This is a genomic window from Marinomonas sargassi, assembly GCF_025716875.1.
GTDB classification, from domain to species: domain Bacteria; phylum Pseudomonadota; class Gammaproteobacteria; order Pseudomonadales; family Marinomonadaceae; genus Marinomonas; species Marinomonas sargassi.
Map to the genome: position 1 here is coordinate 120,734 of NZ_JAOVZB010000003.1, position 25,008 is coordinate 145,741.

General features: G+C 41.4%; 32 protein-coding genes. 28 read left to right on the forward strand and 4 right to left on the reverse strand.

The window, feature by feature from the left end:
* The first annotated feature begins 7 nt into the window (after positions 1-7).
* From OFY17_RS07415 to OFY17_RS07435, 5 genes are read left to right on the forward strand one after another with little or no spacing between them, the layout of a single operon-like run.
* The gene (locus OFY17_RS07415) at positions 8-1,036 is read left to right on the forward strand and encodes an NAD(P)H-dependent glycerol-3-phosphate dehydrogenase (RefSeq protein WP_263530091.1); all 1,029 of its coding nucleotides are present in this window, start codon (positions 8-10) and stop codon (positions 1,034-1,036) included.
* Positions 1,029-1,313 carry a DUF4389 domain-containing protein gene (locus OFY17_RS07420; protein ID WP_263530092.1) on the forward strand — a complete coding sequence of 95 codons (285 nt, stop codon included), beginning with the start codon at positions 1,029-1,031 and terminating at the stop codon, positions 1,311-1,313. Before OFY17_RS07415 ends, OFY17_RS07420 begins: the two co-directional genes overlap by 8 nt.
* Positions 1,300-1,782, forward strand: coding sequence for a phosphohistidine phosphatase SixA (gene sixA / locus OFY17_RS07425; RefSeq protein ID WP_263530093.1), 483 nt, complete (start codon positions 1,300-1,302; stop codon positions 1,780-1,782). Before OFY17_RS07420 ends, sixA begins: the two co-directional genes overlap by 14 nt.
* 41 nt (positions 1,783-1,823) lie before the next feature.
* On the forward strand, positions 1,824-2,684 hold the full coding sequence (locus OFY17_RS07430; protein WP_263530094.1) for an alpha/beta fold hydrolase: 861 nt from the start codon (positions 1,824-1,826) through the stop codon (positions 2,682-2,684).
* Positions 2,685-2,724: 40 nt separating this feature from the next.
* Positions 2,725-3,513 carry a DUF4892 domain-containing protein gene (locus OFY17_RS07435; protein WP_263530095.1) on the forward strand — a complete coding sequence of 263 codons (789 nt, stop codon included), beginning with the start codon at positions 2,725-2,727 and terminating at the stop codon, positions 3,511-3,513.
* Positions 3,514-3,535: 22 nt separating this feature from the next.
* On the opposite strand, the gene OFY17_RS07440 is transcribed toward OFY17_RS07435, so the two are convergent.
* Complete coding sequence (locus tag OFY17_RS07440; protein WP_263530096.1) at positions 3,536-4,138, reverse strand: Maf family protein; 603 nt, start codon at positions 4,136-4,138, stop codon at positions 3,536-3,538.
* Between the two features lie 137 nt (positions 4,139-4,275).
* Here OFY17_RS07440 and OFY17_RS07445 point away from each other — a divergent pair, with 137 nt between their 5' ends.
* The 7 genes from OFY17_RS07445 (at position 4,276) to fabF (ending at position 9,353) form a co-directional block, all read left to right on the forward strand.
* Entirely contained in the window at positions 4,276-4,803 is a 528-nt protein-coding gene (locus OFY17_RS07445; protein ID WP_263530097.1) for a YceD family protein, read from the forward strand.
* 11 nt (positions 4,804-4,814) lie between these two features.
* Positions 4,815-4,994, forward strand: a complete 180-nt coding sequence (rpmF, locus tag OFY17_RS07450; RefSeq protein ID WP_263530098.1) for a 50S ribosomal protein L32 — start codon at positions 4,815-4,817, stop codon at positions 4,992-4,994.
* Positions 4,995-5,005: 11 nt separating this feature from the next.
* Positions 5,006-5,953 (forward strand): fatty acid synthesis protein, encoded by a 948-nt coding sequence (locus OFY17_RS07455; RefSeq protein WP_263530099.1) that lies wholly within the window; start codon positions 5,006-5,008, stop codon positions 5,951-5,953.
* Positions 5,950-6,873, forward strand: coding sequence for an ACP S-malonyltransferase (gene fabD / locus OFY17_RS07460; RefSeq protein ID WP_263530100.1), 924 nt, complete (start codon positions 5,950-5,952; stop codon positions 6,871-6,873). The genes OFY17_RS07455 and fabD overlap by 4 nt, the downstream gene beginning before the upstream one ends.
* A gap of 39 nt (positions 6,874-6,912) precedes the next feature.
* Entirely contained in the window at positions 6,913-7,647 is a 735-nt protein-coding gene (gene fabG, locus OFY17_RS07465; RefSeq protein ID WP_263530101.1) for a 3-oxoacyl-ACP reductase FabG, read from the forward strand.
* A gap of 127 nt (positions 7,648-7,774) precedes the next feature.
* The gene (acpP, locus tag OFY17_RS07470) at positions 7,775-8,008 is read left to right on the forward strand and encodes an acyl carrier protein (RefSeq protein ID WP_263530102.1); all 234 of its coding nucleotides are present in this window, start codon (positions 7,775-7,777) and stop codon (positions 8,006-8,008) included.
* Between the two features lie 103 nt (positions 8,009-8,111).
* Positions 8,112-9,353 carry a beta-ketoacyl-ACP synthase II gene (fabF, locus tag OFY17_RS07475; protein WP_263530103.1) on the forward strand — a complete coding sequence of 414 codons (1,242 nt, stop codon included), beginning with the start codon at positions 8,112-8,114 and terminating at the stop codon, positions 9,351-9,353.
* Between the two features lie 35 nt (positions 9,354-9,388).
* Here the strand turns inward: fabF and OFY17_RS07480 are convergent, their stop codons facing one another.
* Positions 9,389-9,799, reverse strand: coding sequence for a PA2817 family protein (locus OFY17_RS07480; protein WP_263530104.1), 411 nt, complete (start codon positions 9,797-9,799; stop codon positions 9,389-9,391).
* A gap of 57 nt (positions 9,800-9,856) precedes the next feature.
* Here OFY17_RS07480 and OFY17_RS07485 point away from each other — a divergent pair, with 57 nt between their 5' ends.
* The 3 genes from OFY17_RS07485 to queF are packed head-to-tail and all read left to right on the forward strand — an operon-like array spanning position 9,857 to position 12,377.
* Entirely contained in the window at positions 9,857-10,774 is a 918-nt protein-coding gene (locus tag OFY17_RS07485) for an ABC transporter ATP-binding protein (protein WP_263530105.1), read from the forward strand.
* Between the two features lies 1 nt (position 10,775).
* Positions 10,776-11,549 (forward strand): ABC transporter permease, encoded by a 774-nt coding sequence (locus OFY17_RS07490; protein ID WP_263530106.1) that lies wholly within the window; start codon positions 10,776-10,778, stop codon positions 11,547-11,549.
* Positions 11,550-11,561: 12 nt separating this feature from the next.
* A complete protein-coding gene (gene queF, locus OFY17_RS07495; protein WP_263530107.1) occupies positions 11,562-12,377 on the forward strand; it encodes an NADPH-dependent 7-cyano-7-deazaguanine reductase QueF in 816 nt (271 codons plus the stop codon).
* 58 nt (positions 12,378-12,435) lie between these two features.
* Here queF and bcp read toward each other — a convergent pair whose 3' ends face one another.
* Positions 12,436-12,885 (reverse strand): thioredoxin-dependent thiol peroxidase, encoded by a 450-nt coding sequence (bcp, locus tag OFY17_RS07500; RefSeq protein ID WP_263530108.1) that lies wholly within the window; start codon positions 12,883-12,885, stop codon positions 12,436-12,438.
* A 192-nt stretch (positions 12,886-13,077) separates the two neighbouring features.
* Here bcp and dapA point away from each other — a divergent pair, with 192 nt between their 5' ends.
* The 5 genes from dapA to OFY17_RS07525 all read left to right on the forward strand — a co-directional run bounded on the left by dapA (position 13,078) and on the right by OFY17_RS07525 (position 17,784).
* Positions 13,078-13,959: a 4-hydroxy-tetrahydrodipicolinate synthase gene (gene dapA, locus OFY17_RS07505; RefSeq protein WP_263530109.1), complete on the forward strand. Its 882-nt coding sequence runs from the start codon at positions 13,078-13,080 to the stop codon at positions 13,957-13,959.
* Positions 13,956-15,029, forward strand: a complete 1,074-nt coding sequence (locus OFY17_RS07510; RefSeq protein ID WP_263530110.1) for a hypothetical protein — start codon at positions 13,956-13,958, stop codon at positions 15,027-15,029. Before dapA ends, OFY17_RS07510 begins: the two co-directional genes overlap by 4 nt.
* Before the next feature lie 30 nt (positions 15,030-15,059).
* Entirely contained in the window at positions 15,060-15,776 is a 717-nt protein-coding gene (purC, locus tag OFY17_RS07515; RefSeq protein ID WP_263530111.1) for a phosphoribosylaminoimidazolesuccinocarboxamide synthase, read from the forward strand.
* 84 nt (positions 15,777-15,860) lie between these two features.
* Positions 15,861-17,105 (forward strand): lipoprotein-releasing ABC transporter permease subunit, encoded by a 1,245-nt coding sequence (locus OFY17_RS07520; RefSeq protein ID WP_263530112.1) that lies wholly within the window; start codon positions 15,861-15,863, stop codon positions 17,103-17,105.
* Positions 17,098-17,784: an ABC transporter ATP-binding protein gene (locus OFY17_RS07525; protein WP_263530113.1), complete on the forward strand. Its 687-nt coding sequence runs from the start codon at positions 17,098-17,100 to the stop codon at positions 17,782-17,784. Before OFY17_RS07520 ends, OFY17_RS07525 begins: the two co-directional genes overlap by 8 nt.
* A gap of 82 nt (positions 17,785-17,866) precedes the next feature.
* On the opposite strand, the gene OFY17_RS07530 is transcribed toward OFY17_RS07525, so the two are convergent.
* Complete coding sequence (locus OFY17_RS07530) at positions 17,867-18,373, reverse strand: DUF2062 domain-containing protein (protein ID WP_263530114.1); 507 nt, start codon at positions 18,371-18,373, stop codon at positions 17,867-17,869.
* A 44-nt stretch (positions 18,374-18,417) separates the two neighbouring features.
* Between OFY17_RS07530 and OFY17_RS07535 the strand changes: the two genes are divergently transcribed.
* From OFY17_RS07535 to murI, 8 genes are read left to right on the forward strand one after another with little or no spacing between them, the layout of a single operon-like run.
* Positions 18,418-20,343: a ComEC/Rec2 family competence protein gene (locus tag OFY17_RS07535; protein ID WP_263530115.1), complete on the forward strand. Its 1,926-nt coding sequence runs from the start codon at positions 18,418-18,420 to the stop codon at positions 20,341-20,343.
* Between the two features lie 29 nt (positions 20,344-20,372).
* Positions 20,373-20,996, forward strand: coding sequence for a MotA/TolQ/ExbB proton channel family protein (locus OFY17_RS07540; protein WP_263530116.1), 624 nt, complete (start codon positions 20,373-20,375; stop codon positions 20,994-20,996).
* Complete coding sequence (locus OFY17_RS07545; protein ID WP_263530117.1) at positions 20,996-21,418, forward strand: ExbD/TolR family protein; 423 nt, start codon at positions 20,996-20,998, stop codon at positions 21,416-21,418. The genes OFY17_RS07540 and OFY17_RS07545 overlap by 1 nt, the downstream gene beginning before the upstream one ends.
* On the forward strand, positions 21,415-22,452 hold the full coding sequence (lpxK, locus tag OFY17_RS07550) for a tetraacyldisaccharide 4'-kinase (protein WP_263530118.1): 1,038 nt from the start codon (positions 21,415-21,417) through the stop codon (positions 22,450-22,452). Before OFY17_RS07545 ends, lpxK begins: the two co-directional genes overlap by 4 nt.
* Complete coding sequence (locus tag OFY17_RS07555; RefSeq protein WP_263530119.1) at positions 22,445-22,642, forward strand: Trm112 family protein; 198 nt, start codon at positions 22,445-22,447, stop codon at positions 22,640-22,642. The genes lpxK and OFY17_RS07555 overlap by 8 nt, the downstream gene beginning before the upstream one ends.
* Positions 22,639-23,106, forward strand: coding sequence for a low molecular weight protein-tyrosine-phosphatase (locus OFY17_RS07560; protein ID WP_263530120.1), 468 nt, complete (start codon positions 22,639-22,641; stop codon positions 23,104-23,106). The genes OFY17_RS07555 and OFY17_RS07560 overlap by 4 nt, the downstream gene beginning before the upstream one ends.
* 37 nt (positions 23,107-23,143) lie before the next feature.
* On the forward strand, positions 23,144-24,196 hold the full coding sequence (gene murB, locus OFY17_RS07565; RefSeq protein ID WP_263530121.1) for a UDP-N-acetylmuramate dehydrogenase: 1,053 nt from the start codon (positions 23,144-23,146) through the stop codon (positions 24,194-24,196).
* Between the two features lie 2 nt (positions 24,197-24,198).
* Positions 24,199-25,005: a glutamate racemase gene (gene murI / locus OFY17_RS07570; protein ID WP_263530122.1), complete on the forward strand. Its 807-nt coding sequence runs from the start codon at positions 24,199-24,201 to the stop codon at positions 25,003-25,005.
* Positions 25,006-25,008: the final 3 nt, after the last annotated feature.

Consider the following 25,008-nt stretch of genomic DNA (forward strand, 5'->3'; position numbering starts at 1 on the left):
TATGGTTATGAAGCATTCAGTATGTGTTTTGGGTGGAGGTAGTTTTGGTACTGCTTTAGCTAATATTATGGCCAATAATGGTCATCAAGTGAGTCAGTGGATGCGTAATGAAGATCAAGTAGAGGAAATTAACCTCACTGGTTTAAATAGTCGCTACTTGCCAAATGCACCGCTAAACAGTGAATTACTGGCCACCAGTAATTTAGAGCAGGCTATTCGTGAAAGCGATACTATTTTTGTATCTATTCCGTCTAAATCGTTTGAGCAGGTAGTGAACAAGATAGAGCCGTTACTTACTGCTGATAAGATGTTAATTAGTACTACGAAAGGTTTTAACCCAAATCGCTTTGAACTAATGAGTGATATATTGCGCCGTAACCCGTCGACATCAAAGATTGGTGTGCTAAGTGGACCTAATTTAGCAAAAGAGATTGCAGCAGGACAGATAACGGGTTCGGTAATTGCTAGTCCAGATGATAGCGTTAGAAACATGACGATAGATTTGCTTAAATCGCCTACTTTTCGAGTCTATGAGAGCCACGATCCAACGGGTGTTGAGTTGGCCGGTGCGCTTAAGAATATATATGCTATTGTGTGTGGATTGGCTAAGGCAATGCAGGTTGGCGAAAACACCATGGCTATGCTAATGACCAGAAGTTTGGCTGAAATGAGTCGTTTTGCTGTGCATTTTGGCGCTAATCCTATGACTTTTTTAGGTTTGGCAGGTATGGGTGACCTAATCGCGACCTGTACATCACCATTGAGTCGTAACTACCGAGTTGGTTTTGCTGTCGGCTCAGGTAAAACGTTGGACAACGCGATAGAAGAAATTGGCGAAGTAGCCGAAGGGGTTAACACCCTAAGAATGGTGGTAGGGGAGGCCCATAAGCATGGTTTGTATATGCCGCTTGCTGAAGGTCTTTCGAAATTATTGTTTGAAAACGCTGAGCTTAAAATTCTAGTGGGCTCGATGATGACTGGCGATCAAAAATGGGATGTCGAATTTGCGACAAATGAGGAGAATAAAAATGTCTAAACCAGGTTATAGTGATCAAGGTTTTTGGTTTCGTTTAGTTTTTATGTTGATCTATTGGTTGATTCTTAATGTGTCATTAACCGTTTTTGGTATTTTGCTTTTGATTGTGACGGCATTTAAATTTGCTTCAAAAGAACAGCCTGAAACTTTAGCTTGCTGGCTCACCTCAGTGACGGCTTATATCAAGCAGATTGTTTCCTTCTTATCCTTTGAAGAGGAAGAAAAGCCTTTCCCTTTTCAACCTTGGCCGGAAGCTAAAGCGGATGAGCAAAACTAAGCGCATTTACATTATGCGCCACGGGCAAGCTGAAGGTTACCATGGTGCAGGTGATTCAAAGAGAAACTTAACTCAGGCAGGTATTGAAGAAGTTGTCTCTACGGCGACCTTGTTTAAAGATAAAGGTATTTCACTTGATGCTGTGTTCGTTAGTCCATATGTTCGAGCTCAGCAAACAGCGCAAGCGTTTTTTTCTGTTGTGGGCACTGATGGCATCGAGCGTATTGACTCTGCTGATATTACCCCTGATGGTGATGTACTTCAGGTTGGAGCATGGTTATCGTCTACCCCATATGATTCCGTTTTATTAATCACTCACCAGCCTTTTGCTTCTTTTTTGGCTGACTTTTTATCAGACGAGCCACTGCCTGTTGGTTTTGCTATGCCAACCGCAGCCCTAGTTGCTTTAGAGGGTGAAGTCTTGGCGGGCGCTTGCTGTCAGTATAATTGGCAATTACTGCCGTCTTAGCTTTTTTGTGGGTTGTGTCATTGGTTTTTGTTGAGGAATAAATGGGAAAGGACGTAGTTTATAGATTGCCTCATACTGAGCTTAGAGGCTTACAATTTTTCCCATCAGAATCTTCTGATATCAAAGTACTGTCTTTACATGGTTGGCTGGATAATGCTGCTAGCTTTATAAACCTTTCAAAGCACCTTTCAAGCTTCTCTCATATCACTTTAGATCTGGCTGGACATGGTGACTCCAAGCATCGGCCTGATGGAAGCTTCTACCATCTTTGGGATTATGTATTGGATATAGTTTCAGTTCTAAAAGCTATGGAACAAAGTGTGTGGTTGGTTGGTCATAGTATGGGTGGAGCAGTGGCAATGCTGGTTGCGGCTATTGCTCCAGACAAAGTCCGAGGTTTGATTGTTTTGGATAATGTGGGGCCTCTGATTGATTCGTCTGAGGCAAGAGTGAACACTCTGCAGCGTTCTGTTAATAAAATGCTCAAACATCGGGTCGATCGAAAAAGCCTTTATCAAAATGAGGCGGAAATGATCTCTGCTCGGATGAATGGGTTCACTAAACTATCAGAAGATGCGTCTAGATTATTAGTGGAGCGTGGGGCAAAAAAAGAAAATGATACTTGGGTTTGGAAACATGATGGTAAGTTAACTTTTCCATCTCCATATCGCATGGATGAAGAGTCAGTGCGGGCTTTTATTAAAGAAATAAAGTGCCCGACATTGGTTTTATTGGCAAATGATGGTGTTTATAAAGGTAATAAGGCTTTTGTAGAAAGGCGAGCATCTCAATTTTCTTGGGTTAAGCTTAAGTGGCTCGATGGCAGTCATCATTTTCATTTAGAAGTTGATACATGCTCGGCAGTAGCAAAAGAAATACAACAATTTATAGAACTGAATTAATCATTATTTATCCTAATTGAATAGGTAAGGAAGTTGTATTATGAAACTCTATAGTGCGTTTTGGGTTGTGGCTTTAGTATTTAGCTCCTATGCGTTCTCTGTAGTTGAGATTTCACCTTATCGTGATGCGCAATTGGTGAAAAGTAAGTTGCAAGAAAATATTGCAGTGGATATCCCTCTAGGGAAAATTAGCCGATCAGGTAGAGGTTGGGAGCCGGATGTTATTCGCACTGTTAACGGAGATGAGTTTTCATCACTTTATAAAATTAATCGTAATGCCTTGTTGTCGGATGTTTATAGCTATTATCGTAGCCAGCTTTTATTAAATGGCGCGCAGATCGTTTTTGAGTGTCAAAGTAGAGGTTGTGGTAGTAGTAATGCATGGGCGAACAACTTTTTTAAAGACTATTTGCTTTATGGTTCTGACCACAGTCAGCATCTATTAGTTGTTGAGAATATGCAGGGTATATACAGCATCCTTTATTTGAATCGCCGTGGTGCTGGTGATGTAATGGTGCGTTTAGATACGGTAACCACAGCTAATATAAGTGGCTCTGAATCAGATGTTGTTGCACAAATGGCTGTGGAAGATTTACCAAGAATACGCCGTTTTTTAAATGATCTTCCAAGTGATAAAAGAGTTGTGGCGTTTGTTACTAGTAATGGCGATAGTGGAAAAACAGCTATTCAGAACGGTGACGCTTTAATATCTACGGTTGTGACTGGTTTGGGGCGTAATTTGGCTGGTAAGGTTCGTTTCATTAACCTAGCAGATATGGGGCGAGAGTCTCTAGGTGAAAACCAAATATCTTTTGTTTATATTGAGTAATATAACTCATTAAGGCTGACACTTATCCAATCGGATTGATGTTATATAACCTTAGAAGACGACATAAAGAAATAAGTGGAAGGCCTATAAGGCTGTTCGGGTCTTGACCTTCCATTTTCTCGAACAGGCTCACTCCCAAACCCTCACACATAAAACTACCTGCACAATGTAATGGCTGCTCTATTCGGACGTAGTTTTTGATCTCTTCAATTGTAAGTTGTCTAAAATAGACGTGATATTCACTGGTCTCATACTGATAACTTTCATCTTCTTGATTGAAAAGGCATAAGCCAGTTAAAAAACTTACCTTTTGACCGCTGAACTCTTTTAGCTGATTTATTGCATTTTCCTCAGAAAGCGGTTTACCTAATATCTTGTCGTTTAAGATGGCAACTTGATCCGACGCAATAATAAGAGCGTCTAGTTGAGTGCAAGTTTGATTGTATTCCTGATGAACAGCGATCGCTTTCTCAATACTTAATCGCTTGACTAGTTGGTGCGCCGATTCATGCTCTTTTTGGCTTTCGTCAATGTTTGGAGAGAGGCATTCAAAAGGAAGATTTAACCGAGTTAAAAGGCTTTTTCTATAAGGAGAGGATGAACCGAGAATAAGCTTTTTTTGCATGTCTAGTGTGCCATTTCATTGAAGGATTTCAGTATTTTACGTTTTTTTTGCCTTTGTGGGCGAATAAGGTGAAAAAAAAGCCTGAAAACGCACATAGACTTTGACAATTCCAGCCCTTAACAATAGAATTTGCCGCCATGTTGAATGACGCATTACCTAAATATTTTGACCCTCGTAAATACGCTAGCCAAGAGCTAACGCTTGAAGGAGGGGTGCCCCTTAAAAACTTTAAGGAGCTATCTGCTATTTTAGCCTCTGATGAGGGTAATGTACTTATTCATCTGAACTTTAGAGTTGATGAGGATAGGCGATATATTGCTACCGGATCAATTACAGCTCAAGTACAAGTTGTATGTCAGCGCTGTATGGGGCCTGTTCCCCACGATTTGGCGGTGGATTTATCTTTGGCTTTTGTCTATGACGAAGACCATGCGAAAAATCTTCCAGAAATTTATGATCCTGTTGTCATGACCGACGGTGAAGTAATTTTGGCAGATATGGTAGAGCAAGAAATTATACTTGCGTTACCTATTGTCGCTTATCACGAAGAAAGTGGTTGCAACCCAACAGCTGTAAAGTATGCATCGTCTACCGATGACGCACCGGATGACGAAAAACCGAATCCATTTAGTATATTGGCCCAATTAAAGGCCAAGAAAAGTTAGGAGCTCCAAAAATGGCAGTACAAAAAAGCAAAGTAACACGTTCACGTCGCGGTCAGCGCCGTTCACATGACGCTTTGACAGGCGCAACACTTTCTGTAGAAAAGACTACTGGTGAACTTCACCGTCGTCACCATATTTCTGCAGACGGTTTTTACCGTGGTCGTCAAGTTGTTGCACCTAAAGGTGAGTAACTAAGAGGCCCATGATCAGGGTAGCTTTAGACGCTATGGGCGGGGACTTAGGTCCCCGCATTGCATTTGATGGTGCAATAGAAGTTCTTTCTCGCCATAGCGATGTTTCCATTACTATTTACTATTCCCCAGTTTCTGGTGTAGATACGCCAGCGCCAAACGAACGCCTATCTCTAATTCCTTGTTCTGATGTGATTGATGGTGATGATGATATTGTTTTGTCATTGTTTCGTCGCAAAGACAGTACTCTATATCGATCTTTAGAAGCTCTATCTAATGGCACCTCTGATGTTGCTGTCACCCTAGGTAATACTGGTGCTATGGTTGCTTTGGCTAGATATGTTTTGGGGCTTTTAAGGCCTAAACTTTACCCAGCTTTGATTCGAGAACTTAGATCCAATCCATTGCGCTGTTTAGTAGACTTAGGTGCTAATGTGCACTGTGCTCCTTCTATGTTGTATGGCTTTGCTGAGTTGGGCGCCGCTTATGTGGAAGCGATAGCAGATGAAGAGGCCAAAGTGGGCTTACTAAATGTTGGAGTGGAAAGTACCAAAGGTAGTTCTGTTATTAAAAAAACCGATGATTTGTTATCGGATTGTAGTTGGCCTAAGTATTTGGGTTACGCAGAAGGTACAGAATTGTTTGATGGTGACAAAAATGTCATTGTTTGTGATGGTATGGTGGGGAATGCTGTATTAAAGGCTTCCGAAGGACTTTTGTCTTTTATTATGGAGAAGTTTAAAGCGGAGCAGGGTGCTGCGTCTTTATTGAAGAGTTTTTACCAAATTGAGCGTCGGCATGGTGCTTGTCTTGTCGGTGTACGTGGCAATTTGGTAAAAGGTCATGGTTGTTCTGATGTTCCTGCGACAGTTGGGGCAATAGAGTATGGGATTGATATTGCGCGAGCAGACCTCTGTACTGCTATGCAAACGCGCTTGTGTAATGAGGAAATAAAATGAGTACTAAATTAGCTTTTGTTTTTCCTGGTCAAGGTTCTCAGCAGCTGGGTATGCTTGCTGACCTAGCAGAGAAGCATGATGTGATAAAGCAGACATTTTCAGAGGCTTCTGATGTGTTAGGTTATGACTTATGGGATCTTGTGCAAAACGATGCTGAGCAGCTTAGTCAGACAGATAAGACACAGCCAGCTTTATTAACGGCGAGTGTGGCTTTGTGGCGTTTATGGGAGCAACAAGGTGGCGCTAAGCCGGATTACGTTGCAGGCCATAGTTTAGGGGAATACTCAGCTTTAGTTTGTGCGAACGTTATGAGCTTTGCAGATGCTGTTGCGCTGGTTAAGCTGCGTGGTGAATATATGCAACAAGCAGTACCTGCAGGTGAGGGAGCAATGGCAGCTATCATCGGCTTAGATGACGATAAAGTTGTTGCTGCTTGCGACGCCGTTGAAGGTGTAGTGAGTGCGGTAAACTTTAATTCACCTGGTCAGGTGGTTATCGCTGGCCATGTTGCTGCTGTCGAAGAAGCGATGGCTAACGCTAAAGAAGCGGGCGCAAAACGTGCTTTGCCTTTGCCTGTTAGTGTTCCATCCCATTGTGAACTGATGATTCCTGCTGGTGAGAAACTTGCAGAAAAATTAGCTTCAATTGAGTTCAATACCCCATCATGTGTATTAGTTCAGAATGTAACGGCTGAAGCGGTTTCTGATCCTGCTGTTATTAAGGCTAATTTGGTTTCTCAATTGAGTGAGCCAGTGCTTTGGACTCAATCTGTTGCTTTGCTTTCTAGCTTAGGTGTTGCCGCAACTATTGAGTGTGGTCCGGGTAAAGTTTTGAGTGGTTTGAATAAGCGTATTGTGAAAGGTTTGTCGGCATCTGCTATTGGTGATGTGGCAGGTTTTGAAGCAGCAATATCTGCATAAGTTTGGTTATTTATTTTAATTGGTTTTGTGGAGACGAATATGAGTCTTGAAGGGAAAATTGCTCTGGTAACAGGGGCAACTCGTGGAATTGGTAAAGCCATTGCAAAAGCATTGGTTGCTCAGGGCGCTACTGTTATTGGTACAGCAACAAGTGAGTCCGGTGCGCAAAGTATTAGCGAATACCTTGGTGAAAATGGTAAAGGTTGGGTCCTAGACGTGTCATCGAGCGAATCTGTTGATTCTGTAGTTAAAGAAATTACCGCTGAATTTGGTGCGCCTACCGTTTTGGTAAATAATGCCGGTATTACTCGCGACAACTTAATGATGCGTATGAAAGAAGATGAGTGGGAGCAAGTGGTGAACACTAACCTAACTTCTGTTTTCCGTGTTACTAAAGCATGTCTTCGTGGTATGACAAAAGCGAAGTTTGGTCGTGTTATTAGCATCAGCTCTGTTGTTGGCTCTATGGGCAATGGTGGGCAAACAAATTATTCAGCAGCTAAAGCTGGCTTAGAAGGTTTTAGTCGTTCTCTAGCGGCTGAGATTGCATCCCGCGGTATTACCGTGAACTGTGTTGCACCAGGCTTTATTGAAACAGATATGACTAAGGTTCTTCCAGAAGAACACAAGGCGAAATTGGTAGAGAAAGTACCTTCGGCTCGTCTTGGTCAACCAGAAGAAATTGCGGCTTCAGTCGCATTTTTAGCGTCAGAAGGCGCGGCTTATATCACCGGAGAGACATTACATGTGAATGGCGGCATGTATATGTCGTAATTTGAGTTGAATTTTATTTTGAATTCGACGAAAATACGTTTTCGGTTCATGTCGAGAATCATGTAAATAGTTATCGAATAATAATATGCTCACACTGAGCTGTTAATGAGTAGAATAGGAACTTCTAATGAGTAGCATTGAAGAACGCGTAAAAAAAATTGTTTGTGAACAACTAGGTGTTAAAGAAGAGGAAGTTGTAATGACTGCTTCTTTCGTAGATGACCTTGGTGCAGACTCTCTAGACACTGTAGAGCTAGTTATGGCTCTTGAAGAGGAATTTGATACTGAAATTCCTGATGAAGAAGCTGAAAAAATTACAACTGTACAAGCGGCGAATGACTACATCAACGCTAACTTGTAAGACTTTGATTTACTGAGTTTCCCGAAAAGCCGCTTGTATGTAATACAGCGGCTTTTCTTATTATTAGTCGTTCAATAAAAACAATAAATTCTGGAGGAATTGTATGTCTCGTCGTCGGGTTGTAGTCACGGGAATTGGAATGGTGACCCCCCTTGGCAATAACGTGAAAGATACGTGGGATAATATCTTGGAAGGTAAAAGCGGTGTGTCTGATATCACATCTTTTGATGTGAGCCAGTTCTCAACTCGTTTTGCCGCGCAAGTGAGTGACTTTGATGCGACTCAATATATGAGCAACAAAGAAGCTCGGAAGATGGATCTTTTCATTCAGTATGGCATTGCCGCCTCAGTACAGGCACTAGATGATGCCAACCTTAATGAAGAAACTGCTGATTTGTCTAGAGTAGGGTGTGCGATAGGCTCAGGTATTGGTGGTTTGCCAATGATTGAGAAAAACCTTGAATTATTGAATGCATCTGGCCCAAAACGTATTTCTCCATTTTTTGTTCCTGGCGCGATTATTAATATGATTTCTGGTCATGTGGCGATTCGATTTGGCTTTAAAGGGCCTAATATCTCCATAGTGACAGCTTGTACAACAGGTACGCATAACATAGGTATGGCTGGGCGCATGATTGCATATGGCGATGCTGACGTAATGGTAGCCGGTGGCGCTGAAATGGCAATTACACCTCTAGGTATTGGTGGTTTTGGCGCAGCTAGAGCTTTATCTACACGTAATGATGACCCTAAAACGGCAAGCCGCCCTTGGGATAAAGACCGCGATGGTTTTGTAATGGGGGATGGTGCAGGGGTGCTCGTGCTTGAAGAATACGAACATGCTGTTGCCCGTGGCGCGCAAATATATGCAGAATTAGTGGGCTTTGGCATGAGTGATGATGCCCATCACATGACGGCTCCTCCTGAGGGCGGTGCAGGTGCTGTTTCAGCAATGAGCGCGGCCTTGAAAGATGCCAAATTACAGCCAGAAGACGTGGACTATATTAATGCCCATGGTACATCTACATTAGCAGGTGACTTAGCTGAAACACAGGCTGTTAAAACTCTTATGGCTGGAGCCGCGACTGATGTCGCTATAAGTTCAACTAAGTCTATGATTGGACACCTGTTAGGCGCTTCTGGTGCCGTTGAGTCAATATTTTCTGTTCTTGCTATTAGAGATCAGATAGCGCCGCCAACCATTAACCTAAATGAAGCAGGTGAAGGCTGTGATTTAAACTATGTACCAAGCACACCGCAGAAACGCAAAATCAATGTGGTTTTGAATAATTCATTTGGCTTTGGCGGAACAAATGGAACCTTAGTGTTTAAGGGTATGAAGTAGAACTATTTAGGGTGGAGATAGCTCCACCCTAATATTTAGTGAATCTGACCTGTCGGGAGTTCACGTAAAGCCTGTATTTCCTCAGCAATATTATAATCTTGTTGTTTGCTGTCTAGCTCATACAATCGATCTTCTAAATTTTGGTATAACGCAATTTCCTCGTCACCTAAAAAGTGAAGGCATTCTCCGCCTGTGAACCATAATAACTCGCGTTTTATTAGAGGGACGAGGTTTGCATAGCAGCGAATGAAGCGGGAGAGGACATCCTGAGCAATAAAAGTGTAATCCGGGCTGTTTTGTTTGATGGTTGTGCTTAACTGATCCCATTTATCTAAAAAGTCCTGCTCCTCTTCTGCTAGATCGGTTTGGTTAAAAGGGGCGTGTTCAGAAATACGGTGACGTAAGTCTTCAAAGGCGTTGAGTATATATAGAGTGCGATTTTCCACGTAAAAACCTTGTTAGCGAATTATTTAGATGGCGTCTGCCATACGAGAGTTGTAATTATGACATATGCAATTGAAATAAGAGACCTTAAAAAGCAATACGAAAATGGTTTTGAGGCGTTAAAAGGTATTAATCTGAAGGTGAAAAAGGGTGACTTTTTTGCCTTGCTTGGTCCAAATGGTGCCGGTAAATCTACGGCTATTGGAATCCTAAGTTCCTTGGTTAATAAATCTTCTGGTTCAGTTTCGATATTTGGTGTGGATATTGATCAGGATTTCGCTAAAGCAAAAAAATACCTAGGTGTGGTACCGCAAGAATTCAATTTTAATGTTTTTGAAACTGTCTTTAACGTGGTGGTCACGCAGGCGGGCTTTTATGGCATCAAACGCCCTTTGGCCATGGAAAGAGCTGAGAAGTATTTAAAGCTGCTTGATCTGTGGGATAAAAAAGACACTCAATCGAGAATGTTATCGGGTGGTATGAAACGTCGCCTAATGATAGCTAGGGCACTAATTCATGAGCCCGAAGTGCTCATTTTAGATGAGCCTACCGCTGGTGTGGATATTGAGTTACGTCGCTCTATGTGGGAGTTCATTAAGAAGCTGAACGAGCAGGGGACGACCATTATACTAACGACACATTACTTAGAAGAAGCAGAACAATTGTGTCGAAATATTGCCATCATCAACTCTGGAGAAATTGTCGAGAATACCAGTGTGAGTGCTTTATTAAAAACCTTGAATCAAGAAACGTTTATTTTGGATTTAGATAATCCTTTGCCAAATGGGTGGGGGGTAGCAGGTTTTTCCGTAGCATTTGATGAGACTTCTTGCTCCGCTGAAGTGGAAGTGGTCAAGGGGCAGTCGTTGAATGCAATATTTAGTGCTTTAAGTGAGCAATCAATCAATGTGTTGAGTATGCGCAACAAGTCAAATCGACTTGAAGAGCTATTTGTGAAATTGGTTAAAGGAAAGTGATATGAAAAACTCTGAAATCTGGGTTGCGTTCTTTACAATTTTAACAAGAGAGATTCGTCGATTTACTCGTATTTGGCCACAAACCCTGTTGCCACCTGCCATTACGATGACATTATATTTTGCTATCTTTGGTAATTTAATCGGTAGTCGTATTGGTCAAATGGGGGGCTTTTCTTACATGGAGTATATTGTCCCTGGTTTAATTATGATGTCGGTGATTACCAACTCATACTCCAATGTGTCTTCCTCGTTCTTTTCTGCGAAATTTCAGCATAGCATCCAAGAGTTGCTAGTATCCCCTACACCTAATTGGGTGATTTTATTAGGGTATGTTTTGGGTGGTGTTGCGCGTGGTTTATTGGTTGGCTTAGTTGTCACAATACTGTCATTGTTTTTTACTAATTTGTTAGTAGAAAACTTGTTACTTACCGTATTAGTGGTATTTCTAACGGCAATTATGTTTTCGCTTGGGGGCTTTGTGAACGCGCTTTACGCTCAAAGCTTTGATGATGTGTCCATTATCCCGACCTTTGTTTTAACGCCTTTGACATATTTAGGCGGTGTTTTTTATTCGATTGATTTATTGCCTGATTTTTGGCAATCTCTGTCGCTCTTAAATCCGGTGCTTTATATGGTGAATGCTTTTAGATTTGGCATTCTTGGTGTATCTGACATTGATGCATATTGGGCATTAGTAATGATATCTGTGTTTATACTTGTTCTTTTTTCTTATAGCTTACATTTGCTTGAGAAGGGCAAGGGAATTAGAAATTGAGGTAAGTGTTATATGGGCTTTTTACCCTTAGGTCAGCAAACGGAATATGTTTCTGAGTACGATGCAGGGTTGCTTTACCCCATTCCGAGAGTGGATAAATGGACCGAGATGGGAATTGAGTCCGAACGCCTTCCATTTTATGGAGAAGATATATGGAACGCGTATGAGGTGTCATGGCTAAATTTAAAAGGCAAACCAATAGCAGCCATTGCTGAATTTCGCTTGCCTTGTAATTCGCCAAATATTGTTGAGTCAAAATCATTCAAGTTGTATTTGAATTCTTTAAATCAAATGCGCTATGAATCGATGGAAGAAGTGCAGGCTATTTTAGAGCGTGATTTGTCTAATGTAGTCAAAGGGAATGTTTCTGTTGTTTTAAGAGATGTTGATAGCATGTCTTCTTTGGTGGTATTAACGCCAGATTACTGCATTGATGAATTGGATGTGGAAATAACAGACTACCACCCGAACGCGGACCTTTTATCAGTAGCTCAAGAAGAAAGTTTTGTAGAAGAGCGCTTGGTGAGTCACTTATTAAAATCCAATTGTCCTGTGACGAATCAGCCTGATTGGGGTTCAGTCTTTATTGACTATAAAGGGCCTCAAATTAACCATGAAAGCCTATTGAAATATATTGTCTCATTCCGTGAGCATACGGATTTTCATGAGCAATGTGTGGAACGTATTTTTATCGATATTATGCGTCAATGTAAGCCTGAATCTCTCACGGTATATGCCCGTTATGTAAGGCGAGGTGGGTTGGATATTAATCCTTACCGTTCATCTGTCCCTTTGATTTTAGGTAACGATAGACTCACTAGGCAGTAATTGCTTTCAAATAAAAAAGGCGCGATATTTATCGCGCCTTTTTTATTTGAAATGTGCTCTATTTGAGTATTTGAGCTGCATGTTCTTTGGTTTTGACCTTGCTGATTATGTCTGAGATTTTGCCTTCCTCATCGATAATGAAGGTTGTTCTTACCGTACCCATAGACTCTCTGCCCATGAATTTCTTCAGCTGCCAAGTTCCATAAAGCTCATGGACAGCTTTGTCTACGTCCGCTATGAGTGGGAAAGGGAGGTCATATTTTGCGATGAAGTTTTGGTGCTTCTTTTCTGTATCCGTGCTAATTCCTAGAATCACAAAGTCTTGAGCTAGCAGGGCGTTGTAATTGTCTCTTAAGTCACAAGCTTGCGCTGTACAGCCAGGGGTGTTATCACGTGGGTAAAAGTATAAGGCAACTTTTTTTCCACGGAATTGACTTAGTGTGATGGTTTCACCGTTTTGATCTTTAGCACTAAAATCTGGTGCAATTTGTCCTATCTCGATCGTCATATTAAAAGTCTCTCAATGCAATGTCAGTGGGTAACAAAATAAGTCTATTAAATAGCTTAACAAGTCAGGCAAAAAAAATCTCTGGTTTTAAAATTCTTGTTAATTTACATGGGCTTTACGACAGTCAATTATTGTTAAACTTCCATCTGAGCGTTACTATAGGCGCGCTTATAATTTTATCGGAGACTTGAAATGATCACAGGTAGTTTAGTTGCGCTTATCACCCCTATGTCAGCAGATGGCGCTGTAGACACTAACAAATTAGATGATCTAATTGAGTTTCATATTAATGAAGGTACTCACGGTATTGTCGCGGTTGGTACAACGGGTGAATCTTCTACTTTAACCCATGAAGAGCATGCCAATGTTATTCGCCAAGTCGTGAAGACTGTTAATGGCAGAGTTCCGGTTATTGCTGGCACGGGTGCGAACGCAACCCATGAAGCCATTGATTTAACCAGAAGAGCTAAAGAAGCAGGAGCTGACGCCTGTTTATTGGTGACACCTTACTACAACAAACCCACACAAGAAGGTTTGTTTCAGCACTTTACTGCTGTAGCGGATGCTGTAGATATTCCTCAAATTCTGTATAACGTACCGGGCAGAACCATGTGCGATATGCAAAATGAGACGGTAGTGCGTTTATCTTCCCATAAAAATATTGTTGGTATTAAAGATGCTACCGGTGACCTTGAAAGAGGCGAAGCTCTTATTAAAGCTTTACCAGATTCTTGTCTAGTTTATTCAGGTGATGACCCTACTGCCGTTTCTTTAATGTTGTTAGGTGGTAAAGGAAATATTTCTGTTACAGCGAATGTTGCCCCTAAATCTGTTGCTCAAGCGGCAGAATACGCAATAAATGGTGACGCAGAACAAGCAAAAGCAGTTGATGCTAAAATTGCAACACTTCATGAGAACCTATTTTTAGAATCAAACCCTATTCCAGTAAAATGGGCTTGTACTCAACTTGGTTTATGTGGTGATGGTATTCGTCTACCGCTGACGCCATTAGCTAAGGAATATCAGTCTTTAGTTCGTGAAGCCTTAGTGAAATCAGGAGTTTTATCAGAATGAATAAAGCTCTAGCAAATGTAGCAGCTTTTAGTGTGCTGACAGTGTCCCTTTCTGGCTGTAGTTTGTTTTACACGGATCATTCTAGTGATTATCAAAATACGAAAGCGACTTCGAATAAACTAGAGTTGCCACAAGGTGCCCTTGAACAAAAAGATATAATGGTGATCCCAAATGAAGAGGTAATTGCTGACGTAACAGAGGTCACGCCTTTTACTATTCCTCGATCCCCATTTGTATTTTACCCAATGGCAGCCGTGTCTTATGTAGAAACAGAGAATTCAGTTGAATTCTCCATTCCAGCTAACGCACAACAATCTAAACGTATCATTTCAGATTACCTTTCTTCTGTTCACGGTGAGGGAGAAGTGATTGCTTCGCAGACTGAAACGACACTTGTCACAACTCAACTTAGTCTAAAGAAGCAAGGTAAGCTTGCTGCTATTTGGAGCAGTATTACTCGGTTATACCCAGAAAAAACGGTGCTTTCCCTTGAGTTTTCTGAAGGCGAGCAAAGCACTAAAGTGGCGATCCAATTCCGTCATGAAAAAAGAGGCGAAGAGCCAACAGATTGGATGAGTCCAGCAAGTAATACAGAGGTGCATTCGATTATTGCGCGTCTTTGGGGAAATATTGGTCGCAAAGTCGATGAATCTTCGGCTTATCTATCAACATTAGATAAAACAACTGATTTTCCTATCTGGATTAATCATAACGGTGAATACGGTATTCGTTTAGGAAATGATGTTACAGATGATGTTGTTGAGTCTAAAATATTATCTGCTGGACTCTACTTAATGGCTAATTCTGAAAGTACATTATCACCAGTACCTGAAGAAAAAGTAGCACGCGTTGGTGACGTTATTGATTTTGTTGTTCCAGTAGGCAATGGAGAGACAAAAAAATTATTTAACGTTTATCGTCGAGACTTAGATGATGTTGAATGGCAAGAGCGAGAATACACTTATCAAGTCCAACGTCAAAAAAAGGGTGACTTCTTAGTTATTGATGTTTCTGCTGCGAAATATCCTGAGATCGTATCCTTTATACTTGCGCAACGCTTTATAAATTAATAAGACTAACCCCTCAATTGGAGACACCCAATGGAAAAACGAGAAGAGCTGTATGCAGGTAAGGCAAAATCTGTATTTCGTACAGATGATCCTGACAAGATGGTTCTAGTATTTCGCAATGACACTTCAGCATTTGATGGTAAAAGAATTGAACAGCTAGACCGCAAAGGCATGGTAAACAATAAGTTCAATGCATTTATCATGACCAAATTACAAGAAGCTGGCATTCCTACTCACTTTGAAAAATTATTGAGTGATACTGAGTCTTTAGTGAAATGTCTCGATATGATGCCTGTAGAGTGCGTCGTACGTAACTTTGCCGCTGGTAGCTTGTGTCGTCGTTTAGGAGTAGAAGAGGGTATTACTTTAACACCTCCTACTTTTGAATTGTTCTTGAAGAACGATGAACTAGGCGATCCAATGATTAACGAGTCACACGTTGAATCTTTTGGTTGGGCGAAAGCCGCTGATCTAGCAAAAGCAAAAGAGCTTACTTACAAAGTGAACGATGTATTGAAAGCTTTGTTTGCTGAAGGTGGTATGATCTTAGTGGATTATAAACTTGAGTTTGGAATCTTTAATGGCGAAGTGGTTCTTGGTGATGAATTCTCACCTGACGGTTGCCGTTTATGGGATGCTGAAACTAAAGAAAAGCTAGATAAAGACCGTTTCCGCCAAGGTTTAGGTGGTGTTATCGAAGCATATGAAGAAGTAGGCCGCCGAATCGGTATGGACTTCGATGCATAAATAAGTCGATCGCGGTTTCGGATAATAAGTGCAATCCCTAATGGAGGAGTCTTGTCTCCTCCATTTTTTATGCAAGGATACACATTGATTAACTTTCTCCCCGTCACTATTGGTTTACGTTACGCTCGAGCTAAGCGTGCCAATCATTTCATTTCTTTTATTAGTTTCTCTTCAATAGCAGGCCTTGCACTAGGTGTCATGGTATTAATTACTGTCTTGTCCGTCATGAATGGTTTTGATCGAGAGTTGCGTCAGCGTATTTTGGGCATGGTACCCCATGCCACTTTATGGGGTAACCCTGAGTTAGATGATTGGCAGGCGAGCGCGTCAATAGTGGAAAGAATGCCTAACGTGATTGCAGTTGCACCGAATACTCAGGCACAAGTTATGTTTCAGTCTGGGTCCAGTGTCCATGGTGCCATATTAAATGGTATTAACCCTGAGCTAGAGAAGAAGGTCTCTATCATTGACGAGCATATCGTCACAGGTTCTTTGGAAGCCCTCAATGATACTCGATTTGGTATTGTTCTTGGCGGGCAGTTAGCAAGGCGGCTTGGGGTAAGTATTGGTGATAAAGTAACGGCCATCCTTCCTAAAGCGAATGTTTCTATTGTGGGTGTTTCCCCTGTATTAAAGCGTTTTACTTTGGTGGGAACATTTGAAGTGGGTGCTGAGTTAGACAGTAGTCTGGCTTATATCAACATAAATGATGCAGCGAAGTTGAAGCGTTATCCTGAGGGATCCGTAGAAGCCTTAAGAATTGCTTTTGATGATTTGTTCGTGGCATCCAGTCGAATTTGGGATATTGCCCATGCTGTACCCGGACAAAATAGGGTGAGTGATTGGACTCGAACTCACGGTAATTTGTTTCAAGCCATTCAAATGGAAAAGACCATGATTGGCCTGCTGCTCTTGTTAATTGTTGCTGTGGCGGCGTTTAACATAGTATCGACCTTGGTCATGGTGGTTACCGATAAGCGTAACGACATCGCCATCTTGAGAACCATGGGACTTACTTCTGGGCAAGTAATGTGTGTCTTCATAGTGCAAGGTATTTTTATTGGTATGTTAGGTACCTTAATCGGCGTGATTTTGGGTGTGACTTTAGCTCTTAATGTGAGCGATATCATCGCTGGAGTGCAGTCTTTATTAGATGTCCAATTTCTAAATGCAGATGTCTACTTTATTAATTATTTACCATCTCAATTGGAGTGGTCTGACGTCAGAGTCATTGTGACATCAGCTTTTATTATGACTGTCTTAGCCACCATTTATCCTGCTTGGCGAGCATCTAAAGTAGAACCTGCAGAGGCATTGCGTTATGAATAATAGTCCTGTGCTTGAGTGCAATCAGCTTTCTAAACAATATCAAGACGGCAAACAGGTCGTAGATGTGTTTAGTGATATTAGCTTTTCTCTTGAAAAAGGAAAAACCTGTGCCATTGTTGGGGCATCAGGGTCGGGTAAAACAACCTTACTCAATCTATTAGCTGGACTTGACCTAGCAACAACAGGAGAGGTTAAGCTTGCAGGTCATGCTTGGTCAAGTATGAAAGATAAGCAGCGCTCAAAGATGCGAAACCGAGAGATGGGGTTTGTTTATCAATTTCATCACCTGCTGCCAGAATTTACAGCATTAGAAAATGTGGTTATGCCCATGTGGATTGCTGGCGTGAGCAAAGAGGCTGCTAGCAAACGTGGCTCTGAATTACTTGCTCAGGTTGGCTTAAAAGATCGAATGAAGCATAAGCCATCACAGTTATCGGGCGGCGAAAGGCAGCGCGTTGCCATCGCCCGTGCTCTTGCGAACCAGCCAGCTTGTGTTTTGATGGATGAGCCGACAGGGAACTTAGATGAGACCACATCAATGGAAATACAAGCTTTAATAAATGAGCTTAAAGAAACTTGTGATATGGCCTTTTTGATTGTTACCCATGATGAAAAAATGCTTAACTGGATGGACTCAGCCTACCGACTTTCACAAGGGAAGTTAGCAAGGTTAAAGTAAGCTTTATTTGTAAATGAGTAAGCGTTAAATGTAAAAAAAAAAGCGCCGTTAAGTTATTTAGCGGCGCTTTTTTTTGAGGCTTTTATCTGTGCTTGCGTTGCTGCCAGCGCTTAATTACATGGAAGCGCCATAAGAAAATAATCAGGCCGTAGCCTATTGCGCCAGCAATTAAACCTGCCACCACGGATCCTGTGAAAAGCGGTAACCAGATGTACTCCATCTTATCCCATATCCACTCAATAGAGAGCTTGAAGTCTCTAGTGTCCTTATTCCCTAAAATGAAAGTGCCGAGTTTATAGTTGAAATAAAATACAAACGGCATGGTGAAAGGGTTAGTAATCCAGACTAAAGTCAAAGAGACGGCAATGTTTGCTCTTAGGGGGATGGCAAGTAAAGCAGATGCAAGCATTTGAAATGGCATAGGGATAAACGCCCAAAATAGGCCATTTAAAAATCCACGAGCAACTGATTTTCTATTTAAATGCCACAAATTAGCCTCGTAAATTTGAGACCCTAAAACGCCTAAAGCTTTATTTTTTTTCAGCTTTTCAGGGTTAGGAATAAATTTGCGTAAATAGTTTCTTGGCATAGTAAGGTAAAAAAACCAAAGGCAACTTAAGACATGGAGGTCTTATGTTACTAACGAGTTTGTCCATTTTAATTGGCGCCGTCTTGGTGCCGTTAGATTATGTCGGGCTGTATTCTACGCATATCGTTCTGGTGTGTCTCTACCTAATCGTCGTAAAACGTTGGATAGTGCTTTCTTTCATTTTTATTTCAATAATTTCAGCAGTTAATAGTGAATTCTTTGTTACCAAAACATTACCAATTGAAGAAGGTCAGAGGATATTAGTCAATTTTGATTCGAGAGAAATGTATCTGACAAGGGATGAACCATATCAAACAAGATTTTTTCTAAGAAAAGACAAGGTAATTATTCGTTTGCCTTCCAATGCTTATTTGGAGCAGGGCGTAGAGTTCTCTTTAAGGTACCTAGGTTTAGAGCAAGCAATTAATACGTCACGAAACAATGAAGTCTATTGGGTTAAAAAAGTAACCCTGTCAGATAAAAGTGGGGGATGGAAGCAACGGCAGCTTTACCAAAAACGATTGTCGGCTGAAATCGAGTTAGAGCCTCTAATTAAACCATTCTTAGTGCAATTAAATGATGAATCTATTAGACACAGCTGGCTGGGCGTATTGGATGAAAAGTTTGCTCACGCTTCATCATGGCGGTTTTCTAAAGCGCTACTTTTTGGCGATGCCAGCTTATGGGGTGAAAAAGATACTTGGGTAATACGAACCTTAGGCTTAGCGCATTTATTTGTTGTATCTGGTTTGCATACAGGCTTTATGTTTGTACTTGGTATGCAAATTTGTCGCGTTATTTGGTGGCTTATGCCACATCGAATACTTCTGCGTGGATTTACCCGTTGGCAGTTAGAAGCTATCGCGATTCCACCCTTATTACTTTTTTATGGCTACTTGACGAGTTGGGGGGAGCCCGTAGTACGAGCCATGATAATGCTAAGCCTTTATTTGGGGGCGCGTATTCTGTTGATACGAGTGTCTGCATTGCAGGTTGTTACTTTCACTTTATGGCTCGTTCTCTTAATTGAGCCAAGAGCTATTCTCAATGCAGGCCTATGGCTATCATTTAGTATGGTGTATTTGTTAATTAGTTTTTTTACCGTGAAACACAAATTTGGCCGTATAGTTTTTATTCAATTGATGTTGAGTACGGCTTCGATGGTCTTAATTCTAGGCTGGCAAGAGGCCATATCTAGTGTGTCTATATTGATGAATCTCGTTCTGATTCCTTTTGCGGCCTTTATCTGGTTCCCATGGGGTTGGCTTTCTTGTCTTGAGACTCTGCTTTTATCAACAGACCATGCTTATCGCGTATTAGATAGTCTACTTAGCTATGTACTAAGTTGGATGGAATGGGGGGCTTTCAATACACCGTTACTAGATTTTGAATTAAATTCCCCGTCTATACATCGTTGGCTGCTGCTATTTTTAGTTGTCTATTGGGTCTTTCATAGCCCTTTAAAAAGGGGCTGGTTAGCTTTCATTTTTATTGTAATTGTCCTGTTTTTTCCTGCTTCAAATTATTTTCAGCAAGCCGATTTTGTCGTGGAAAATAGCTATGGGAGTTTGTTGCTTTCTAATAGAGAAAAGCTGCTACTGTCCAATGATTGGTATATTGGCTCTTTAGGAGAGTTGAATGTGACCCGTAGCTTTCCTTCCTATTCTGAGATGAACCTTTTTCTATCCCCTTCCAGGGTTGTCGAGTTGTCATCAGAGACTTTGATTAATTCGAATGTCGACTGGATTGTCCTTGAGCAAGTAGGTCCCATAAGTTTAGTTACTAAGCTTGATGCCTTACAGGTTGGCTGGTTAGAAGTCTTGCCTAATGAGTCATTGCATATTTACTTTGTAGGTGAACAAATTCGCTTGAAACACTCTGCCTGCATTTATTCTATTTTTCTTTTGAGATCGGACACTTGTAAACGTGTAGAAAAACTAGAGAGTGTGGTAAATTATCGTCAAAATTGATTATCTGCAAAATCGAAATGGAGAGCCAAGTGTTAGCTTTTATTCAAACTGGTGGTTATTTTATGTGGCCATTAATTGCCTGTTCTATTTTAACGTTGGCTATTATTTTGGAACGCTTCTGGACTCTTAGGGAGTCTGACGTTGTGCCTAAGGGCTTGTTGAATGACGTAATGACACGCTTAAGAGACGATAGAATGTCGATCGATTATATTCGCTCTATGCAATCTAAAGCCGGTTTATCATCTATTTTTGCCGCTGGCTTATTGAATTCTAAGCACGGACGTAGTGCGATGAAAGAAAGCGTTCAGGAAGCAGCAAGTCATGTTATCCATGATCTAGAACGATTTATGAATACACTCGGTACAATAGCCGCCATTTCCCCTCTGCTTGGTCTATTGGGAACCGTAGTCGGTATGATTAAGGTCTTTTCAGTATTAATGGAAAGCGGCGCTGGTAATACTGCATTATTAGCAGGCGGTATTTCAGAAGCTTTGTTGACTACGGCAGCAGGCCTCGGTGTTGCCATACCTGCACTTATTTTCCACCGTTTCTTTAGCCGTAAAATTGATGTACTTGTGGTCACTATGGAACAGCAAACAACAAAATTAGTTGATGTCTTACATGGCGATAAAAGCAAGTCAGGAGCGGCGTAGTGAAGTTTCGTCGTCAAAAGATAGATGACGTACAAATTAACTTAACACCGTTAATTGACGTTGTTTTTCTATTACTCATTTTCTTCATGGTCAGTACCACCTTTAATAAAAGCACTGAGCTAACCATCGACTTACCAACAGCGACTACAGATGCTCCACGATCTGATAGGGAGCTGAATGTTGAACTGGTGATTACTGCAGACGGGCAATACGTTATTAATGGTCAAACCTTAGTGAATGAACAAGTAGCTACTCTGATACAGGGTATTACTGAAATTACCGAAGGTGATGTATCTCGTCCTCTTATTATTACCGCAGATGCAAAAGCCTCGTACGATATGGTATTGAAAGCTTATGATGCCGCCGCAGCACTTGGCATCACTAAACTTGCCCACACTGCGAAACAAGAGCAGTCACAATGAGTTTGGAGTCATTTCTAACTCGTTCTTGGTACGGTAAACATGGCTGGACAAATGTATTTCGCCCACTTCAGCCAATAGTAAAACATTGTGTCGAAAATAAGAGGAAAGCATTTTTAGCTTTCCCTGAACGGTCTTACAAAGCACCAGTGCCTGTGATTGTAGTGGGCAACATTAGTGTTGGAGGTACTGGCAAGTCCCCCATGGTAGATGCCCTCTGTAAACTCCTTATCAATAATGGTTATCGCCCTGGTATTGTCTCAAGAGGGCACGGAGTTAAGGTCACTTCACCTATTTTACTGCAAGAAGGCAGCAAAGCCTCAGAAGTCGGCGATGAGCCATTAATGCTGGCTCGTAAGACATCTCGCCCTGTGGTTGTTTACCCTAAGCGGGATTTGGCTGTTCAGCACCTTTTAAAACATACCAACATCAATATCGTTATTTCTGATGATGGCATGCAGCATTATCAATTAGATCGAGATATTGAAATCGCCATGCTAGATGCGAAAAGGGGTGTGGGTAATGGTCAGTTACTACCCGTTGGACCTTTGAGAGAGCCGATCGAACGTTTATCGACAGTAGACTTTGTTATAAGTGTTAGTCGAAAAATAACTCCTCAGTTATCAGATATTGATACGCCTGTTACCCTAATGCCGCTAGTGGCAAATGATTTGATTAATCTACATACAGGTGAGTCTTGGTTGTCATCTCAAGCCTTTGCAGAAAACGACAATTGGCATATCGTTGCTGGTATCGGTAATCCAGATCGCTTTTTAGAAACTTTATCTGGGCTCGGTCTAAACGCCCAAAATAGCAGTCATTTTTGGTTTGATGACCATCACGATTACCAAGTGGAAGATATTCCAAACGACAAGCCTGTTATTATGACGGAAAAAGATGCGGTAAAATGTCAGGCAATTGGCTTAACAAATAAAGATACATGGTATCTGCCTGTTTCTATCGATTTGCCAGATGGCTTTCAGCAGGCTTTCTTAGACAAACTTAAATCAATAAAGGTGGATACACACCATGAATAAAGCGTTATTAGATGTACTTGTTTGCCCAGTGACTAAATCTCCTTTGACACTGAGTGATGATGGCTCCGAATTGATTAGTAAAGCAGGCGGCATGGCATACCCAATTCGTGATGGCATTCCCGTATTGCTAGAAACAGAAGCTCGTACGCTGACAACCGATGAACGCCTGAATTCGAGTGCGGGAAAATGAAATCCTTTAAAGTCCTAACCGTTTGCTTGGGGAACATTTGTCGTTCTCCTGCGGCACAAGGAATTCTAGAAACGGTTGCTAAAGAAAGTCGTATTTTTTTAGAACTCGATTCTGCAGGAACCGCCGCCTACCACGTAGGGAACAAGCCGGATTCACGCTCTATTGCCAGCTTAAGGCAAGTGAACATAGATATCAGTAGTCAATCCGCTAGGCAAGTTTGTGAAGAGGATTTCTACAACTTCGATTGGATTGTCGCAATGGATAAAGCGAATCTAGCTAACCTTGAAAAACTACAGCCAGCCGATAGTCGAGCTTGTGTTGTTATGTTTGGCGAATTCTGTGAGCGCGCTCAATTTGGTGAAGTGGATGATCCATATTATGGTGGTGACGAAGGCTTTGTTCATATGAGAGAGCATCTTACGGCGATTTCCCAAGCCTTTGTTGCTCACTTAGAAACTCTTTAATTTTTAATGATCCTTAACTTCTAATGATATAGCCCCCATGACATCACCTGATTCTATCGACCAGCTTATTCAGAAAAGCATATCTCTAAAAGCCTTTAATACATTTCGCTTTGACTATGAAGCCGAATACTTTGCAATAGCAGATAACCTTGACTCATTAAGAGCATTACTTCTTTGGGGCAAAGAGAATGACCAAATTGTTACTGTAATAGGTAGTGGTAGTAATTTACTGATTTCTGGACATGTTTCTGGCTTGGTGATTATTAATCGTCTGATGGGCATTAATGCTGACACTAGCAATAGCGAAAATGTCACGCTGAGAGTGGCTGCCGGGGAAGAATGGCATAAGTTAGTTGAATACACTGTTTATCAAAATTGGTACGGCATTGAAAATCTTGCTCTCATACCGGGAACCGCAGGGGCTGCACCAGTACAAAATATTGGCGCTTACGGTGTTGAAGTCAAAGATGTTTTATCTAAAGTCCAAGTGATAGATAAACAGACAGCGGATGTGTTTTGGATCCCAGCTGAAGATTGCGGCTTTGCGTATCGTAATAGTCATTTTAAAGGTAAATGGAAAGACAATCTGATTATCACAGCGATTGAACTCAAGCTTAAGAAACAAGCAGAGTTAGAGTTAAGTTATGGTGGTCTGCATAGCCAGCTTAAAGGCGAGGCGACTTTAAAAAGTGTTTTTGAACTCGTATGCGAAGTACGGGAAAGTAAGCTACCTTCGCCAGCAAAAATAGCCAATGCAGGAAGCTTTTTCAAAAACCCGATTGTCAGCCAAGAGAAACATACATCTTTGAAGGAGCAATTCCCTGAACTTGTGTCTTTTGCCCATGGTGAACAATATAAATTGGCGGCTGGCTGGTTAATAGACCAAGCTGGCTGGAAGGGCAAAGAATATTTAGGGGTAGGGGTATACCCTAAGCAAGCTTTAGTTTTAGTGAACTATTCGGAGTCGAGCGCGAATGCTTTATTGGCTCTGGAAGAAAAAGTAAAGCATGCTGTTTTTGAAAAGTATGGCGTTGAACTTGAAAGGGAGCCTGTTGAGTTGCCGATACCTTCCCTAAGGCAAGGTGATTAAGTTTGAAAGTTGGAGTATTAGACTCTGGTGCTGGCGGCTTATCGATACTTAATAGTATTCAGCAGAAGCTACCTTATCTCGATCTTGTTTATTTGGCTGATGAAGCCTTTGCCCCTTATGGAGATAAGTCGATTCAGCAACTTCAAAATAGGCTTGTCACATTAGGACGTTTTTTTCAGCAGGAAGGTGTATCTGCCATTGTTGTAGCTTGTAATACAGCCACTGTTGTCGCTATTGATAAACTAAGGGAGAGCATCAATATCCCTATTATTGGCGTTGAGCCTGCGGTAAAGCCCGCTTGTTATTTATCTAAAGAGCGAAGAGTAGCTGTTTTGGCAACACCAGTAACGGCTAATAGTGCAAGGCTAAAACAGCTTATTGAAAAATGGCAAAACGATTCTTATGTTACTGTCCAATCTTCTGAATCATTGGCTTATGATATTGATGCATGGCCTGATTCACGGTCTAGGGTGACTGCTACAATTGAAAAGCTAGCAACAGAGATGCAAGCCAATCATATTGATGCCTTAGTACTTGCTTGCACCCATTATCCTTTAGTGAAAGCAGTGTTTGAGTCTGTTCTTGGAACAGGCTGTGAGATTATCGAGCCAAGTCTTGGTGTCGCTGCGCAGCTATTGCGTCGTCTGGAGCAGGAACTGCCAGAGCCGTTGCTGTCACGTATACAATCTGGTGTAGAAGGTCGAGTTGAGCTCTGTAGTACTAAAGGGCTTGTTAATATACCTAGGTTACAAGCTTGGGTCGCTGCAAAACATGCAGTAAGCCAACACAAGTATATTCATATTGTTTGAATC